Origin of the sequence: Alteromonas sp. LOR (genome assembly GCF_000753865.1) — a bacterium.
Classification (GTDB): domain Bacteria; phylum Pseudomonadota; class Gammaproteobacteria; order Enterobacterales; family Alteromonadaceae; genus Alteromonas.
Genome location: NZ_JQFW01000031.1, coordinates 188,604 through 205,484 on the forward strand (window position 1 = coordinate 188,604; position 16,881 = coordinate 205,484).

Here is a 16,881-nt window from a genome sequence, read left to right on the forward strand (position 1 = left end):
TTAGTTATGAGCGATTTCGATAATTTACACCGCTTTTTATTTACCCAAGCCAATGTGCGCGGTGAGCTAGTGCGTTTAAACGACAGCTTAAAAAACATTGTGCATAGCTACGAGTACCCCGTTCAAATTCAGCAATTGCTGTGCGAGATGGCAGCAGCAACGTCGTTACTGACCGCAACGCTTAAGTTTGAAGGCGAAATTGGCCTGCAGGTACAAAGCAAAGGGCCAGTGAGTTATGCGGTTGTCAATGCCACGCACAATCAAACCCTTAGAGGCGTTGCCCGTTGGGATGAAAGCCTAACCACGTTACCGGAGAGCTTTTCCGAGCTGCTTACCGACGCTGTGCTTGTGATTACCATTACCCCTGATGAAGGTGAGCGTTACCAAGGGGTAGTTGCGCTAGACAAGCCTAGCCTTGCCGAATGCATCGAGGGATATTTTCAACAGTCTGAACAGCTGGCCACCAAGGTTCAGTTAATGACTGACTTACAAGATGCAGAAAGTGCGAAGGCCGCTGGTGTACTACTTCAAGTGCTGCCTGCCCAAGCAAGCGCGACGGATTTGGCTTCAGCAAATGATTTTGAACACATTACTAAGCTTACGGAAACATTAAAGCAAGAAGAGATGTTTTCGCTGTCGGTAGAAGAAATACTGTATCGCTTGTATCACCAAGAAGAGGTAGAGGTGTTCCCGCCTAAGACAGTATCGTTTGCCTGCACGTGTTCAAAAGAGCGCAGTGCTGAAGCGCTTCGACATGTAGAGAAGGCAGAGCTTAACTCTATTATTGAAGAAGAAGGCGCAGTAAAAATGAATTGCCAGTACTGTCATGTGGAATATCGCTTTGACAGTATCGACGTGGAAGCGATTCATAACGGCAACTATGGCGGACCGGCTACAAACCAGTAGTCAAGGTCCTTACGCAGTTGGCAAGGGCAACACGCTCTAGCCATTTAAACGCCATTCACTACGCCCATCAAGAAATGACCGCAAGTCAGGTGGGCGCAATTTACTATTGATTAAAAAATCAACACTGGTCAATGTGTTGATCTTACCCACTTCTTCCCTTTCGTTCTAAATATCAATTTTTGCATGTTTTTTCAGCATCGTTTATTGGCGAAAATGAATATAAACAACGAATGCACGACGCATATTTGCCCTTTTTCAAGAGGGGAAACGCTTTCATGTAATAAAATTACATTATTTTTGAAAGTTGAGCCTGTTTCAGTCTTGTCTCTATTTATAAATGCTCTCTATATACTTGTTTACTTGCCTTTCTTGATGGTGTTACTTTTTTGAAAGGCAATTTGTAATATTACATAAAGGGTAACAACTATGACTGCTGCTGAATCAATTCAGACGGACTTGAAAGTAACACCGCTCACCAATCTCACCTCTGCCGAGCTTATTCAGCGTGCCCTTGAGCGCGGTGAAGGCATCTTAGATAAAAACGGTGCGCTTGTTGTACAAACAGGTAAAAGAACAGGGCGTTCTCCCAACGATAGATTTATCGTAAAAGAACCATCGAGTGAGAATGATATCGACTGGGGTAAAGTGAATAAACCCTTCGATTCAGAGAAGTTTGATGCATTGTGGGAACGCGTTGACGCTTACTTATCGACTAAAGAGCACTTTTTGTCACACCTTCAAGTGGGTTCAGATCCAGAACATGCACTGCCATTAGAAGTACGCACTCAAACTGCATGGCAGCATGTGTTTGCTCGCAACCTATTTATTAGACCCGAGCAGTGGAACACGAAAGATGAGCAGCCTTGGCAGATACTTAACGTACCTGGGTTTGAATGTGTTCCAGAGCGCGACGGTACAAACAGTGACGGCACGGTGATTATTAATTTCGCTAAAAAACGCGTACTTTTAGCGGGTATGCGTTATGCCGGCGAAATGAAAAAGGCCATGTTTTCAGTACAAAACTTCCTGTTGCCTGCTAAAGATGTGCTGCCAATGCATTGCTCTGCAAACGTGGGCGAAGAAGGCGATGTTACCCTTTTCTTCGGCCTGTCAGGCACAGGAAAAACAACCTTGTCTGCCGATCCTAAGCGCTTCTTAATTGGCGATGACGAACACGGCTGGGCACCGGAGAGCGTGTTTAATATTGAAGGCGGTTGCTATGCAAAATGTATCGACCTATCTCAAAAGAATGAGCCTGTTATTTGGAACGCGATTAAATTCGGCACCATTTTAGAAAATGTGGTGCTTGATGATACGCGTACACCTGATTACAAAGACACGTCGCTCACTCAAAACTCTCGTGCCGCTTATCCTCTTGAGCATATTGAAAAGCGCGTAGCAGAAAATAGAGGCGGTGAGCCCCGCTCGGTGGTGTTTTTAACCTGTGATGTGAGCGGTGTTTTACCGCCAGTGTCGGTGTTAAGCGAAGAGGCCGCGGCATATCATTTCTTAAGTGGCTACACTGCAAAAGTGGGCTCTACAGAAATTGGCTCAACCAGCGACATAGAATCAACGTTCTCTACTTGCTTTGGTGCGCCATTTTTCCCTCGTCCCGCAGGCGTTTACGCAGAGCTTTTAATTAAACGAGTAAAAGCGTTTGGCGCAAAAGTGTATTTAGTGAATACAGGTTGGACAGGCGGACCTTACGGAACCGGCAGTCGCTTTGATATTCCAACGACTCGCGCGGTGATCGACGCCATTGTTTCAGGTGAATTGGCCGACGTTGAAACCCAGTACATAGAAGGGTTAAATCTTGATGTACCTGTGGCGGTTCCAGGCGTAGACAGCAACCTATTGGTACCTAAAAACACCTGGGCAGATAAGGCTAGCTATGAAGCATTTGCTGCTAACCTTGTTAGCGATTTCCAGCAAAACTTTGAAAAATACGATGTTAACGACGCTATCGTAAAAGCAGGCCCAGGTAACTAGTCACTGACTAACCCGATAAAAAAAGAAAAATAAAAAATACGCTCTGCTTACCCTCAAAGGCCCACACTCTGTTGTGGGCTTTTTTTTAACATTTTTAACACTATGAATACGTATGTTTATTTTGTTCCCTTACAGGGCTGGGTATTATGAATACTATCAATGTAATGTGGCTATAACGCTACCTTTCTTGCTCGCTTTGCAAACAAGCTGGCGGTGTTGTTGAGAGGCGAGTGAGTGTAGTCTATAAGGAAATGCGCTTATGTTAGCTCGCTTGTCGACCCTGTTTGTCCCTGCTCTTGTTACCGTTTCAACCTTCGTTTGCGTGCCTGCTTTTGCTCACGTAGAAAGTGTTACGTTGAAAGACAGCACCTTGATAGTTGACACCAATACCTATGATTTTTCGGTGTCTGCGGTGGCAGATAACAGCTTTGCTATCACTCTACTCACCGACGAGAATGGCGAGGCATACGACAACCTTCCCAGCATGGCCCTTGCAGATCAGCGCACATTCTCACCTACCCTTGAAGAAAACAGCACTGAGGTGTCGTTAAGCATTGGTAAGAGCTCGGTGGTCATCGACAAAGACAGTCACGTGTTGTCCTATTTCTATGATGGCGAGCTTCGAGTAGCTGAGCGTGACGGTTTAACCGCAAGTGCTGAGAAAGTGTCGCTATCTCTCGCTCTTGATGAGAGCGAAATGCTGTATGGCGGCGGACAGCGAGTGCTTGGTATGGACCGTCGAGGTCATACTATGCCGCTTTATAACAAAGCGCATTACGGGTATACCACGTCATCCAATCAAATGTATTTCGGCCTATCTGCGGTGATGTCATCGAAGCATTACAGTGTATTGTTTGACAACTCAGCGTCGGGCGAGCTCGATATGGGAAATACTAATCCTGATGAACTGCGCTTTTCTGCAAAGGGCGGTCGGGCAAGCTACATTGTGGTGCTCGGTGAAAGTTTAAAAGATACTGCCACTTCAACCGTAGCCGTTACCGGCAAGCAGCCCCTTGTGCCGCGCTGGCTCTTTGGTAATTTTGCATCGCGTTTTGGCTACAAATCTCAACAAGAGGTGGCCGACGTTGTATCAGCATTTAATGCCCAAGATATTCCCCTAGACGCAGTGGTGCTAGATCTTTACTGGTTTGGTAAAGATGTTAAAGGTCATATGGGTAATTTGAACTGGGATAAAGAAGCCTTCCCACACCCTGAAAAGATGATTTCATCCCTAAAGCAGCAAGATATTAAAACGGTTTTGATCACCGAGCCTTTCATACTGACCTCTTCTTCACAGTGGGAAAGCGCCGTCGCTAACAACGCGCTAGCGCAAAAAGGTGATGGCAGCCCTTATACCTTCGATTTTTACTTTGGAAACACCGGGCTTGTTGATGTATTTAGCGAAGAGGGGCAGCAGTGGTTCTGGCAGTATTATAAAAAATTAGCTGCGCAAGGTGTTGCTGGTTGGTGGGGCGACTTAGGCGAGCCAGAAGTGCATCCCGATGATTCTATTCATTTGTGGCATTCTAAAAAGGTAAAAGGACAGGTACTTCACAACGGTTACGGGCATCAATGGGCTAAAATGGTGTACAGCAACCTCCGTGAATTGCAGCCTGATACTCGCCCTTTTGTACTCATGCGCTCAGGCTTCTTGGGAAGTCAGCGTTTTGGAATGGTGCCCTGGACTGGTGATGTAAGCAGAAGTTGGGGAGGCCTCAAGCCTCAAGTGGAACTCGCCCTTCAAATGAGCGTGTTTGGCCTGGCGTATACTCACTCTGATTTAGGTGGGTTTGCTGGAGGTGAGGCGTTTGACCCTGAACTTTACACCCGCTGGCTGCAGTTTGGCGCGTTTTCACCAGTATTCCGTCCTCACGCCCAAGATGCTATTGCCCCGGAACCCGTCTTTCACGACGACCCCGTTAAATCCATAGCCCGTGAATTTATTAAACTACGCTACGCCATGCTTCCCTATAACTATTCGTTGGCCTTCGAAAATGCCTTACACGGCACCCCCTTGATGCGCCCACTCGCTTTTGATTACAACCAGAAAACGTGGTTTGAGAATGCACAGAGTTACATGTGGGGCGATGCATTGTTAGTGTCTGTTGTTACTGAGCCTAACCAATCGAGCTGGGATGTTGCGCTACCTAAGGGGGTTTGGTTTGACTTCTTTTCCGATACCCGTTTTGAAGGTGGCAACGTTGTGCAATACCCGTTGCAAGACAACACTTTTCCGGTATGGGTGAAGGCGGGTAGTTTTATGCCCATGTCAGATGAGCTAGCGCGCACCGAAGATTACAACCCTGCTGAGCTGACGGTGCATTACTGGGCCGACGACTCGGTTTCCCACGCTTCCTACACCTTATATGAAGATGACGGGGCAAGCCCAGATTCCGTAAAGTACGGTTTTTATACAGCAATGACATTTACTGCCGAGCATGCTGAGCAACTTAGCTTACATATCGATAGTGCGGGAAGCTACATAGGTATGCCTCAGCGACGTAAGCTTACGATGGTGGTACACGGTCAAGGTACTCGTCCTAAGCAAGTACAGGTAAACGGCGCGTCGAGTGATTTCACGTGGGATGAAAAAGGGAAAACGCTTTCACTTGCAATTTCGTGCGATTATCAGCAGTCTGTAGAGATTAAAATCATGTAATCTAGCGTGCCGTTTTCACGCCTTACGCAAGCACTTTTACTAAAGGGCTTTTACGTAAGCTCGGCTCAATATTTGTCTTTATATACTGGTTTTCATTAGGTGGTTTTCATTAGATGGCTTTTATAAGTTTGCTGTCATGCAATAGCCTTACTTTATGAAAGCCAAATAATGCGTTCTTGAGCCGTTCCACATACCTTGGAGCACGAATGAGCCGCGCACCTGCCACCATCGTTATATTCTCTGGATTCTTTTTAATTGGTAAACTGTTTTTGCTTTGGGGAATTCTGCTTCCCGACATTGCCGAAAACTTAAACATGACTGAATTGGTGAGCGGCGCATTATTTTCGCTGTTCTCCGTTGGCATGATGCTAGGTGCAATTTTAGGCGGAAAGTACGCCAGTAGGTTTGAATATATGCCCTTACTGGCTAGCCTGTTCAGTGTGAATACTCTGCTACTTGTTTTGGTTTCACTGTTATCTTGCTGGCAATGGTTTTTAGTTTTAGCGGTAGCTATTGGTGTGGTGAGTTCCACCATATTTACAATAGGTCATACCCTCATTGCCCGAATGTACGCTGAAAAACGCTTTACCATGATGGGGCTAATGGACTTTATGTTCAGCCTAGGTACGTTTGCCGCGTCCTTTTTTGTTACCCTGTTGTATCTTGTAGAGCACAACTGGCGCTTGCCCATTCAAGTGTTGGCAGGTGTGATGGCTGTCCTTTCTTGTTACACCTATATCGCTGCCCGCTCTCAAGCAAAAATAGTCTCTGACGCGCCAAAGGCCGAGAAGAAAACCCTCACTTTCGGCGTTATTATTAAGCAGCCCGTGTTTATGTTTATGGCCTTGTTAGCCTTTGGGTACGGTGCAGTAGAATTTGGCAATGCAAATTGGTTTGTCAGTTATGCGCAAAATGGCATTGGTTTTACCGGTGAGCAGTCGCGAAACCTGCTAGCCTGTTTTACCGCTGGAATGGTAATAAGCCGTCTTGTATTTCCTTTCTTATTGCGCTTTCTATCTGTGCACCGCCTTATCATGTTTATGGCAACCACCTCACTGATAGGCGTATTTGTGCTAAAAATTATGCCGTCGTTTTATGGCATAGGCGCAGGTAACTTATTGCTTGGTTTGGGGTTAGGCGGGTTGTTTCCTTTAATGCTATCGGCAGCGATGAATATAGATAGCGATAACGGTCCTGTGCTTTCTGGTATTGCTATTATTGGTAACTCTACGGGAGTGCAGGTAGCGTCATTTTCAACCGGGCTTTGGGCAAATTTTGCGCCCCTTACCACTGCGTTTTGGGTAATACCTATTGGAGGCTGCGTGCTGTGGTTTGCATCCTACGGGTACAGCAGAATGTTGAAGCAGCGAAGGTAGCAGCCTTTTGCGGTGTGTTTAACTTTTTACTGAAGAATAAGGCATAGAGAACTCAGCCACTAAGCCTTGCTGTGGGTGATTACGCAAACTCACTTCGCCATTATGCGCTTCGACAATACGCCTTATTATGGCAAGTCCTAGGCCGGAACCAGAGGAGTTTCTGGCCTTATCCCCTTGAGCAAACGCCATAAACACATTATCCAGTTCGTTTTGAGGAATGCCCGGGCCAAAGTCACGTACTTTGCAGTACACGCGTTTCTCGTGTCGGTTATAAAAGCTGCTAATGGCAATATCATCAGAGCCATATTTAAACGCATTTTCAATGAGGTTATCTATTACCCGCTTCATGGCAATACGGCGAAGGGGAAGCACTGGAATAGGGTTTAGCTTTAACTCTATATGGTGCTTTTCGTCTAAATGCCTAGCCTGAACTAAATCTGCGATAATAGAGTTTAAATCGGTTTCTTGTGTTACTTCTTCGGTGTCGTAGCGGGCGTAGTCGATGAACTGATCGATAATAGCGTTCATATCCTCAATATCATTCACAATCCCGTCTTTTATCCAGTCTTGATCTTCTGGCAGCATTTCTGAGGCCAAGCGAATGCGGGTTAAAGGCGTTCGTAAGTCGTGAGATATGCCGGCTGTCATTACGTTTCGGTCGGTTTCGAGCTGTTTTATACCCTGATTCATGCGATTAAATGCCCGCGTTACCTGGATCATTTCAGTACTGCCCTGCTCGCGAAGTGGGACAGGGTGCTCACCTTTGCCTACCGAAATCGCCGCTTTTTGAAGTGCCGATAATGGCCTAGTCATGCGTCTTACAAACAGCCAGCCTCCAGCGACACTGAGAATGCCGATTACCATAAGGTACATAGTGAGCGGAGAGATATTCGCTTCGTTTAGCCCAGAAATTGGAATGGATATCCACGTGTCGGGGTAGCGATTTAGCGAGATCCATACGGTGTAAGGAGCATTTTCATCATTCGCTTGAGATTCGGTACTAATGCGAACGTCGGCAAGCTGATTAATATTGTCACTGACTTGAGAGGACATAAAACCATAATACACTGCCGTTTCTAATCCGTTTTGTCGCGCCACACTTTCATCCAACACCCGAACCTGTGTTTCGTTGAAATAGGCCGTTCGGCTTTCCTGATTACTGACCAGTAAGTCATTGGCCAATACTGACTTTACTTGAGTGGCGAGCAAACTATTGATTTGTTGGTAGCTAGGCTGAATAAAATAATAAGTAACAGAAATGTACGACACAATTTGGTTAATAAGCAGCAATACGCCTATCAGCATAACGGTTTGCCCGAAGGCACTTTTAGGAGTTAGGCGCACGTGGAATACACCTGCGCGGATTGCTGCTGGGGCGTCATGGTTTATACTTGTTCGCCATCGGGTACAAAGACATAGCCAAGACCCCACACGGTTTGAATGTATCTCGGGTTTGCTGGGTCTTCTTCGAGCATTCTACGTAAGCGAGACACTTGAACATCAATACTGCGCTCTAATGCGCTGTAATCGCGACCGCGGGCTAGGTTCATAAGCTTATCACGAGACAGCGGCTCTCTTGGATGAGTCACTAAAGATTTTAAAACAGCAAATTCGCCGCTCGTCAGGGTTAGCGGGGTATTGCCTGCTGTCATTTCTCGTGTGGCTAAATTAAGCGTATAGTCACCAAATTCGATAATTTGAACGTCTTTTGACGGTGCGCCTGGCGCTTCGCTGCTGCGCCTGCGTAAAACCGCTTTGGCTCGTGCGAGTAACTCTCTAGGGTTAAACGGCTTGGGTAGGTAGTCATCAGCACCCATTTCAAGGCCTATAATGCGGTCTACCTCGTCACCTTTCGCAGTTAACATAATAATGGGCATGTCATTTCCGGTTTGGCGTAGGCGACGACAAATAGAAAGTCCGTCCTCTCCAGGTAACATCAAATCTAGCACCATAAGGTGAAAGTTTTCCCGTTCTAATAGTCTGTCCATCTGTTCAGCGTTAGCCGCGCTTCGAACCTGATAGCCTTGCTCTAATAAATAGCGCTCAAGCAGACTGCGAAGGCGCATGTCATCATCGACAACGAGAATTTTTGAGGTTTCCTGACCCATAACCATACCCTTGAAAATACGTATGATTCACTATAACCACATGACGAGAAATACAAAAGCAAGAAAGTGTAAAATGAGAGGGCGGTTTGTTACAAATAGTGTCAACAAAGGTCGAGTCAATTGTTGCTGTGCAAAAATTACTCGGTATCCCTTAGCAAATAAGGCATTCACCAAAGCATCAAAAAAGGCAGCAAAAAACGAATTGCTGCCTAAAAGGCTGAGGCTGAACAAACAGCGAGCGCTATTTAAATGAGACCACGTTCAAGGCCTTAGTATCGGCGTTGCCGTTAAGGGTTTCTTTGTAAAGCGCAACAATGTCTTTCGTTCCTTTATGGCTCTGCTTAAAAAAGGTGTTGTCCACTTTGCTAGCAAAGCCTTTCCATGCTTTAGCATATTTTTTCAAAAAGACGTCGTGTCCCCACTCTTTTTGACGCAATTTTACCCGCGAGGGCGCGAAAAATATTTCAGCATCTAGCAGTTTTGGATTTGGCTTTTCTTGGGCCTCCCAGTCGGTGGCGCCAATAAGGGATACCTTACTCAACTTATCGCCTATGGCCTGAGTAATATTGTTAATCAAGGTACCGTTGGCAGCAAAATCGAGTAACCAGAAGATATCATTTTTATCCAGTTTATCTAGTTCGCTGTAGCTTATAACATCGTCATAACAGCCGGTGGCTTTCACCATATCTACATTTGCCGGTGAGGTAAGCCCAATCACTTTGTAGCTTGCACCTCTTTGCGCTTTTTGGTCTTTTAACAGCTGTGCGGTACCTAGTGCTGTTTTGCTTGATGCACTTGAAAGTAGTAACGACTCGCCCTTTGAAAGCTCTGCCACGTAATCGTCTAATACAAAAGAGGTCATATACAGGGGACGAAAGTTAAGCTGCCACGCTTCACGGTTAGCATCGTAACCAGGGTCGGCGCTGCAGCGAAGGTATTGGTCGTAAACTGGGCTAATACTTTTGCGATTTTCATGAATATCAAAGAAGCCATGAGCTGCTACTTTGCCTGCCTTAATGACCCAGTGACTCGCCATTGGCAGATAGCCAAATACCTTTTCACCTTCATTAATATCAGGGTGACGAGATACTTTTACTGTGGCAAAACCCCACACCGGAACGATGCCATAACCTTCTTCAGCGGGAAAGAATCCCCAATAGCCCATTTTAAAACCCAGCGCAGCATAGGTAATGTTATTCGCCGAAAAGCCAAAACTGTCAGTTTCTAGAATGAGTTCGCCCTCGCTGAGGTGCTCGCTATCAAGCTGCACATCCACCACTTTTGTCTCATTGAGGTTGTTTTGGTTTAACCATATTTGGGTTGAAGTAACAGGTGAGTTTGCATCTGGTGCAGATGACGGTGTAGACGAGGCCATGGTGATATCCTTAATAAATTCTTATAGCATCACCATGGCGCAAATGAGTGAGTATTGCGACTAGTTGTTGTTAATATATTGTTATAGGAAACAGATATAGACGGCGCTTTTTACTCTTCGTCTGAATTCAACCAATCCATTTGGTGCCCTGCGCGGCGCTTTTTATTTAAAATATCTTCAAGTAATGGAGACAGAATAAGCTCCATGGCTAATCCCATTTTTCCGCCAGGCACCACCAGAGTGTTGATACGGGACATAAATGCGCCATCAATCATCTTGAGAAGATAGGGATAATCCACATTTTTCATTTCACGCCTAAACCGCACTACTACAAAACTTTCGTCTTGAGTGGGTATTTCACGAGCGCTAAATGGGTTTGATGTATCTACCGTAGGCACTCGCTGGAAATTAACATGGGTACGGGAAAATTGAGGGGTAATATAGTGAAAGTAATCGTCTAACCCACGCACAATGCTGCTCATTACTGCTTCTCGAGAATGGCCTCTGTCTGTGGTGTCGCGAACGATTTTTTGGATCCATTCCAAATTTACAATAGGCACCATGCCTACGAGTAAATCCACGTGCTTTGCTACATCGTTTTCTTCGGTTTTTACACCGCCGTGAAGTCCTTCGTAAAACAGCAAATCGGTATTTTTCGGTAAGTCTTGCCAAGGTGTAAAGGTACCGGGCATTTGATTAAACGGAACCGCTTCATCAAAGGTGTGCAGGTATTGTCTGAATTGTCCGGTGCCCGAACTGCCATATTCTCTAAAAATCGACTCAAGGAGTTCGAAATCGTTGGCCTTTGGGCCAAAGTAGCTAATGTGCCGACCTTGTTCCTGTGCCTTGCGAATCTCTACTTCCATTTCAGGTCGTGTAAAGCGGTGAAAGCTGTCACCACCCACCACGGCCGCATTCACATTTAGGTTTCTAAAAATGTGACGTATGGCGTTCGTGGTTGTGGTTGTACCCGCACCTGATGAACCTGTTATAGCAATAATAGGGTGTTTGACAGACATAGGACTTCTTGTTGGAAATGACAGTGACTAGTTATAAGCTGATGTGGATGAAGAATCAAGGGTACTGCGGGATAGCAAGTTGACATTTTAACGCGCTTGAAGCAACTTAGCACACTGTCGATTTACGACACATTACTACAGGGACCTTGGTTATGTTGTTTTTATTCGGTGTTCTTTTCGCCATCGTTATTTGCGCTGGAGCTATTTTATCATTTGCCCAGCAAAGCCAAATAACGGCATTAGTGAAAGAAGTTCGACTGCTTAAAAAGCAGATGTCACAACGAGACTCCTTATCTGAAAGAAATGGCACAGATACTCAAAGCTCTGTAGATGTAGGCTCTTTAGGTGCAGGCTCCTCAGGTGAAACCTCGTTAGACTCAAGTTCCGCAAATTCGGACTCAGAAGATCCAGGCTACGTAGATTTAAGCCTTCCTGACTCAAGCCCCTTAGATTTAAGCTCCGCAGACCCATCAGATATTCCAAGCACTTCTTCTAGCGCATTCAGTGCTACATCCGAATCTTTAGAGAGTGTCGATCACCAATCAGAAGCGAAAGAAAACGCAGGTACACCTTCGTTTTTCAAACGCTTCTTTTCCAGCGACTCCAGTTTAATGACATCCATAAAAAGCAACGCATTACTGTGGCTAGGAGCGGCAGTGCTTGCTGTTGGCGGTGTCTTTTTAGCGGTTTACTCTATTGAAGCAGGGCTGGTATCTGCCAAGGTCCGCATTGTATTCGGGGCCGCTTTTGGTCTTTGTCTTGTTGGGTTGGCCGAGTATCTTGCACGCCATCGAGAAAAATTCAGCATTTACTCACCTACCATTTGCGCGGCACTGGCTAGTGGCGGGGTAATAACCTGTTATGCCATCATTCTAGTGGCCTACGACTTTTATCAGTTTTTTCCGCCACTATTTGCATTTTCGTTGTTGGCTGCCGTGGCATTTGGCGCTATCTCCCTGGCGCTTCGCTACGGTCCGCTACTTGCGTTAATTGGCATTGCAGGCGCTTATGCCATTCCAGCGTTAATTCAGTCAGACTCTAACAGTATTACCACTTTGCTTGTTTTTGTGTCCTTAGTGTCGCTTTCTGGGGTGTGGGTGTCTCAAAAGGTCGGGCAAATATGGCCCTGGCGGCTAAGTATGATTGGGCACTTTGTGTGGGCGTTTGTCGCTGTAAATCATACCGGTCCTCTTGATATTTGGGTGTGGCTTGGCTTTACTACTTTTTCTGTATATTTGTTTTCTTTTACCCATACGCTGGGCTGGTCACTGCAAGAGCAGTGCAGCGATGTTAAGTCAGTTAAGGCGATGCTAACACCCTCTTGTGAATTATTTGGCATACTGCTGCCTTTTACGTTGCTGCATGTCTATTTGATGGCCCACGGCAGTGATATGCATATTTGGGTAAGCAGTGCTGTCTTAGGCGCTTTATTGTTATTGCCGTCTTACCGACACAGCACCTTCGACAGTTGGCCATGTCTACTGGTTGTTGCCTCAATCATTCATATTCTACTGTTAAAAGATATCATGCCTTTCGCTTACGCCAACGCTGGTAACGCGGGAGGTCTTTCTCCAAATGCGCTTAATTCGCAAGACTTGGCAACGCTATTTACAGGGTATTATTTATATGTGCAGATTGCCGTGGTTGCCTTTACGTCCTATGTGGCGTTTATGGCCCATAGAACAGGTCGTCCAGCATTTTGGTTTTACATCGTTGTGTTTCCAATTGCTTTATATGGTGTGAGCTATGTTGTAAGTACGGCATCGGCGCAGGACGCTTTATATCGTGTTTGGGCATTCGAATTAGCGCTATTAGCAATAGTCAGTACAACAGTGGCCTTAAAGTCTCGTGGTTTAGGTCAGCTCACTTATGCTGTACTGGCTAATGCGTGCCTTACCTTATGCCTTACCATGCTGTTAGAGGCGGCTGTTTTATCGTTTGCCTTGGCCTTGCAGGTAGCAAGTATCAGTGTATTAAGTGCTCGCTATAAAGTGACACTACCTGATTGGTTATACAAAATATTGCTAACTGCCGTATTAGTGCGAATTACGGCCGCACCGTGGTTGGCAGATTATGCTAACGAGAGCATTTGGGGGATTCACTGGACCGCCATTATTTATCCTCTCATTTTTGCAGCGTTAATTATTGCCAAAAAATACAACCCATCCACAACGTTAAAAGTGTGGTTGGAAGGTGCACTCATTCACGTAGCAGCCCTTTTTATTACAACGGAACCAAGCTATTACCTCACCGGAAGTTATCCTGATTTACTGGCAGGTGATTATCAAGAACGAGTGCTGGTAGCCTTAGGGTGGTGTGCACTCGCTGCGGCCTACTGTTATAGAGCGTTTATTGCTCAGTCTATGACAGTGTTGTACCGCGTTGCTGCATTGGTGCTGTTAATCGGGGTAGGTATTACTCATATGGATATTAGTGTTGCCAATAACCCCTTTATTCACTCTCAACCTACTGGCGAGGGAACCGTGTTTAACTGGTTACTATTGCAATGGCTACTACCAGCACTACTCGTCACAAGCGTGTTGTCCAGTGCATTACAGCGTATGATTTTGGGCGCTCCTGATGCGCTGAATACTATTTTAAGCAAAAAAGTCCGCATTAATTTAGGTGTAATTGCAGGTGGATTCGCCTTTTTATACATTAACAGCATCATTCGCGGTGCCTTTCACAATGCAAACCTATTATTGGAGAATGGCTTCACTCAGCCTGAGCTTTATACGTATTCTGTGTGCTGGTTAGTAATCGCTACGGCCACCATATTTATTGGCCAATTTAAGCAACACCAGCTTGCGGTAAAACTGGGTTTTGGTTTACTCGCATTAGTTATTTTAAAAGCATTCGTTGTTGATATGGCAAACCTTGAAGGTTTATACCGTGCGCTGTCCTTCATTGGGCTGGGACTTAGCCTTGTAGGCATTGGTTGGCTGTTCCAAAAGCTTCGTGGCGACGCTGAATTACTTGACGCATGACTTTTTATTTTCTTTATATATTTTAATGGTTTACCTATACGACACAGGGGTGTCGTATGACAAAAACAGATGATTTACTGTCCTGTCGCATTAGTGCCGTTTCACTTACTCGCTATTTCCGATGAAATACGCTGGCATTGAGACAAAGGAGAACAATCATGCAATCAAATGAAGTTATAACACAATCGCAGGTATCAAGAAGAGAACATATGAGTCAAGTATCGCTAAACAATGGGTATTGGTTTTATTTCGACCACGAAGGTAATGATATCTCTATGTGGGGCTCGGTGTTTAGTGGTAAGGAAAAGGTGTCTTTCAATAACGAAGTGGTATCGTCGTTTAGAAATTTAAGCAGCACAAAAAGTGAACATACGTTTACTAAAAATGGTCATGAGTATCTAGTAAAAACACACATGACACATGTTTTACGGGGTGAATTAAACGTCACGCTGTTTTGTGATGGTAAAGAAGTGGCCAGCGAGACGTTATCGCAATTGGAAAAAGGGAATTTATTGAAATCCTTTTTCAGTATGGATAGGTTTTTATTCGTAGGATTAATTGTGGGCTTTCTTTGTGGTTATTTAGGCTTTATGAGCTTCTCCGGATAACATTATGACTCAAATAACAATGAGGGAGGGGCTTTGGTGTCACTTACAACACGAAGGCCACAATATAGCAGTGCACTGCAGTTTGTGGTCGGGCAAAGAGGTTGTGTATGTGGACGATCACCCTGTATCAGAACATCGCAATTTGTTTCGGTTTACGGGGCGACATGCACTTAGACTAAACAACCAAGATTATACTCTTGAAGTGGAAGTGGAGAACCCTTTTACTTACCGTACAGAGGTGCGCCTAAAAAAAGGTGCACGTACTGTGCAGCGAGAGTCCATATCTATGCTGTCTCGCAACAACTCGCTCTTTAAAAACATCGCTGTGATTGCCTGTATTGCCGCTTTGGGGGCGGTGTTTGGTTATTTTGCAGTTATGCACTTTGCAGGGTGACATAACAAATGGAAGTGAGAGGCGACATTGTTAAAGGAATGCGCATAGAGCGAGCGTGGACCCAAGCGCAGCTGGCAGAGTTATGCGACGTAAACTTGCGCACCATTCAGCGGGTGGAAAACAAAGGAAATGCATCACTAGAGACTATCATGGCCTTATGCGTTGCCTTTGATGTAAAGCGTCAGACACTATTTAAAGTACCGGAAGTAACAGAAGTAGAGCCTGCACGACAAAACCCAGTAAAAGCTTACCTATTTATTTTTATATGCGGTCTTGTGGTTGGTGGTGGAGCCAGTACAACGATTTTGGCGCTGCTATAAAGTCGCTTGGTAATCACACTAGTACAGATAAGCAGCTTTGCCGCTTATCACTGTAATTAGATTATTATTTCTTATTTAGAATGGGTTAAGAGAGCAATGCTCCGAAGAGCAAAATATATTCGACGTATTATATACTCTAAAACGGTCAGCATACCAAGATTGGCTCCCATAATAATTTCCATTCGGCGTTCGATATTCGACCGTAAAACTCACACCCTTACCACCGTCAAGAGAAAGGCCAAAGTCCCAGATTTGAGTGGTATGCATATTGTATATACCTGAGCTTGTCTCAACTAATTTATCTTCTTTAGCAGTTACAACAATGACTTCAATTTCATCATTACTATTACTTAAAGAGAACGAAGAGCCTAACCTTTCTTTTTGATTATTTCGTTGTAACTGATTGGTAACTCTCGTTAGCTCATCAAATCTTGTCTGAAGATCCTCTATTTCATCTACTGACATTCCCATATGCTCGGCCAATAGTTCTTGATTCTTTGCAAATAGTGATTGAACCTCCACAATAAGGGATCCAGGTGCATCCTCTTCCAACGCAATATAACGCTGAACTTCGATAAATGAGGGGTGGTTTTGAATATCTATGAAACTTGGTTGTAATGGGGATGCGTTGTCCAACGCATATGTTTGGGTAAACTTGTGGAAATCCTCAACAGTCAATCCCAAGTAACTTGCGAAATCTTCATAAGTGTATGCTTCAACGCTTTGTTTATTAACATTTTCATGAGCAATTGAAACGTTTGCTTGTGAGAAAAAAGTGCTTGTAAGCAGTATTATTGAAACAACGAATTTAGTTAAATTCATTTTATTCCTTAAGTATTTAGTAAAATTTATTTTATCCCTTAAATAAAAGCAATTCTGGCACAACTCAGTTTAGTCTTTTAATAAACAAATTTAAGCTAGCATTTCTTTTTTACGGCGTCAATTCTGTGACCTCTCCCTTGAAAATCGACACGATATAGAGTGAAGTTAAAACTGTCCGTCCGCTCCTTGTTTTCAGCAGACCACCACCTGCGCGGTGGTGAAAGTCTAGTAATCACTCAAAAAAGTCTGACAGCTTAAATTTGCTAATGTCGGCTTTAGGTCCAGCCTGTGTGAAAACTATTGATCACCTTTTGGTCT

The 16,881-nt window shown here is 44.8% G+C and carries 13 protein-coding genes; 8 read left to right on the top strand and 5 right to left on the bottom strand.

The window, feature by feature from the left end; translation table 11 throughout:
- Window positions 1–6 precede the first annotated feature (6 nt).
- The 4 genes from hslO (at window position 7) to JV36_RS0112240 (ending at window position 6,930) form a co-directional block, all read left to right on the top strand.
- Window positions 7–906, top strand: a complete 900-nt coding sequence (hslO, locus tag JV36_RS0112225) for an Hsp33 family molecular chaperone HslO (RefSeq protein ID WP_032095345.1) — start codon at window positions 7–9, stop codon at window positions 904–906.
- A 426-nt stretch (window positions 907–1,332) separates the two neighbouring features.
- Complete coding sequence (locus JV36_RS0112230; RefSeq protein ID WP_052010094.1) at window positions 1,333–2,895, top strand: phosphoenolpyruvate carboxykinase; 1,563 nt, start codon at window positions 1,333–1,335, stop codon at window positions 2,893–2,895.
- Window positions 2,896–3,154: 259 nt separating this feature from the next.
- The gene (locus JV36_RS0112235) at window positions 3,155–5,554 is read left to right on the top strand and encodes a TIM-barrel domain-containing protein (protein WP_032095346.1); all 2,400 of its coding nucleotides are present in this window, start codon (window positions 3,155–3,157) and stop codon (window positions 5,552–5,554) included.
- 206 nt (window positions 5,555–5,760) lie between these two features.
- A complete protein-coding gene (locus JV36_RS0112240) occupies window positions 5,761–6,930 on the top strand; it encodes an MFS transporter (protein ID WP_032095347.1) in 1,170 nt (389 codons plus the stop codon).
- A gap of 18 nt (window positions 6,931–6,948) precedes the next feature.
- On the opposite strand, the gene envZ is transcribed toward JV36_RS0112240, so the two are convergent.
- The 4 genes from envZ to JV36_RS0112265 all read right to left on the bottom strand — a co-directional run bounded on the left by envZ (window position 6,949) and on the right by JV36_RS0112265 (window position 11,432).
- The gene (gene envZ / locus JV36_RS0112245; RefSeq protein WP_032095348.1) at window positions 6,949–8,274 is read right to left on the bottom strand and encodes a two-component system sensor histidine kinase EnvZ; all 1,326 of its coding nucleotides are present in this window, start codon (window positions 8,272–8,274) and stop codon (window positions 6,949–6,951) included.
- Window positions 8,275–8,315: 41 nt separating this feature from the next.
- The gene (gene ompR, locus JV36_RS0112250; protein ID WP_032095349.1) at window positions 8,316–9,038 is read right to left on the bottom strand and encodes an osmolarity response regulator transcription factor OmpR; all 723 of its coding nucleotides are present in this window, start codon (window positions 9,036–9,038) and stop codon (window positions 8,316–8,318) included.
- Between the two features lie 241 nt (window positions 9,039–9,279).
- Entirely contained in the window at window positions 9,280–10,413 is a 1,134-nt protein-coding gene (locus tag JV36_RS0112260) for a DUF2855 family protein (protein WP_052010095.1), read from the bottom strand.
- A 110-nt stretch (window positions 10,414–10,523) separates the two neighbouring features.
- Complete coding sequence (locus JV36_RS0112265; RefSeq protein ID WP_032095351.1) at window positions 10,524–11,432, bottom strand: phosphoribulokinase; 909 nt, start codon at window positions 11,430–11,432, stop codon at window positions 10,524–10,526.
- 152 nt (window positions 11,433–11,584) lie between these two features.
- Between JV36_RS0112265 and JV36_RS0112270 the strand changes: the two genes are divergently transcribed.
- The 4 genes from JV36_RS0112270 to JV36_RS0112285 all read left to right on the top strand — a co-directional run bounded on the left by JV36_RS0112270 (window position 11,585) and on the right by JV36_RS0112285 (window position 15,741).
- The gene (locus tag JV36_RS0112270) at window positions 11,585–14,419 is read left to right on the top strand and encodes a DUF2339 domain-containing protein (RefSeq protein ID WP_052010096.1); all 2,835 of its coding nucleotides are present in this window, start codon (window positions 11,585–11,587) and stop codon (window positions 14,417–14,419) included.
- A gap of 158 nt (window positions 14,420–14,577) precedes the next feature.
- Complete coding sequence (locus JV36_RS19260; protein WP_052010097.1) at window positions 14,578–15,027, top strand: hypothetical protein; 450 nt, start codon at window positions 14,578–14,580, stop codon at window positions 15,025–15,027.
- Window positions 15,028–15,031: 4 nt separating this feature from the next.
- Window positions 15,032–15,421 carry an immunoglobulin domain-containing protein gene (locus JV36_RS0112280; protein ID WP_081926612.1) on the top strand — a complete coding sequence of 130 codons (390 nt, stop codon included), beginning with the start codon at window positions 15,032–15,034 and terminating at the stop codon, window positions 15,419–15,421.
- Window positions 15,422–15,429: 8 nt separating this feature from the next.
- A complete protein-coding gene (locus JV36_RS0112285; RefSeq protein WP_032095353.1) occupies window positions 15,430–15,741 on the top strand; it encodes a helix-turn-helix transcriptional regulator in 312 nt (103 codons plus the stop codon).
- 75 nt (window positions 15,742–15,816) lie between these two features.
- On the opposite strand, the gene JV36_RS0112290 is transcribed toward JV36_RS0112285, so the two are convergent.
- Window positions 15,817–16,563, bottom strand: coding sequence for a hypothetical protein (locus JV36_RS0112290; RefSeq protein ID WP_032095354.1), 747 nt, complete (start codon window positions 16,561–16,563; stop codon window positions 15,817–15,819).
- Between the last annotated feature and the right edge of the window lie 318 nt (window positions 16,564–16,881).

What these genes read in the sequence shown, in the direction of transcription:
- JV36_RS0112265 (WP_032095351.1), bottom strand. Translation starts at nt 11,432, where the DNA reads ATGTCTGTCAAACACCCTATTATTGCTATAACAGGTTCATCAGGTGCG.
- JV36_RS0112230 (WP_052010094.1), top strand. Translation starts at nt 1,333, where the DNA reads ATGACTGCTGCTGAATCAATTCAGACGGACTTGAAAGTAACACCGCTC.
- ompR (WP_032095349.1), bottom strand. Translation starts at nt 9,038, where the DNA reads ATGGGTCAGGAAACCTCAAAAATTCTCGTTGTCGATGATGACATGCGC.
- JV36_RS0112280 (WP_081926612.1), top strand. Translation starts at nt 15,032, where the DNA reads ATGACTCAAATAACAATGAGGGAGGGGCTTTGGTGTCACTTACAACAC.
- JV36_RS0112240 (WP_032095347.1), top strand. Translation starts at nt 5,761, where the DNA reads ATGAGCCGCGCACCTGCCACCATCGTTATATTCTCTGGATTCTTTTTA.
- JV36_RS0112235 (WP_032095346.1), top strand. Translation starts at nt 3,155, where the DNA reads ATGTTAGCTCGCTTGTCGACCCTGTTTGTCCCTGCTCTTGTTACCGTT.
- JV36_RS0112290 (WP_032095354.1), bottom strand. Translation starts at nt 16,563, where the DNA reads ATGAATTTAACTAAATTCGTTGTTTCAATAATACTGCTTACAAGCACT.
- JV36_RS0112260 (WP_052010095.1), bottom strand. Translation starts at nt 10,413, where the DNA reads ATGGCCTCGTCTACACCGTCATCTGCACCAGATGCAAACTCACCTGTT.
- JV36_RS19260 (WP_052010097.1), top strand. Translation starts at nt 14,578, where the DNA reads ATGCAATCAAATGAAGTTATAACACAATCGCAGGTATCAAGAAGAGAA.
- JV36_RS0112270 (WP_052010096.1), top strand. Translation starts at nt 11,585, where the DNA reads ATGTTGTTTTTATTCGGTGTTCTTTTCGCCATCGTTATTTGCGCTGGA.
- JV36_RS0112285 (WP_032095353.1), top strand. Translation starts at nt 15,430, where the DNA reads ATGGAAGTGAGAGGCGACATTGTTAAAGGAATGCGCATAGAGCGAGCG.
- hslO (WP_032095345.1), top strand. Translation starts at nt 7, where the DNA reads ATGAGCGATTTCGATAATTTACACCGCTTTTTATTTACCCAAGCCAAT.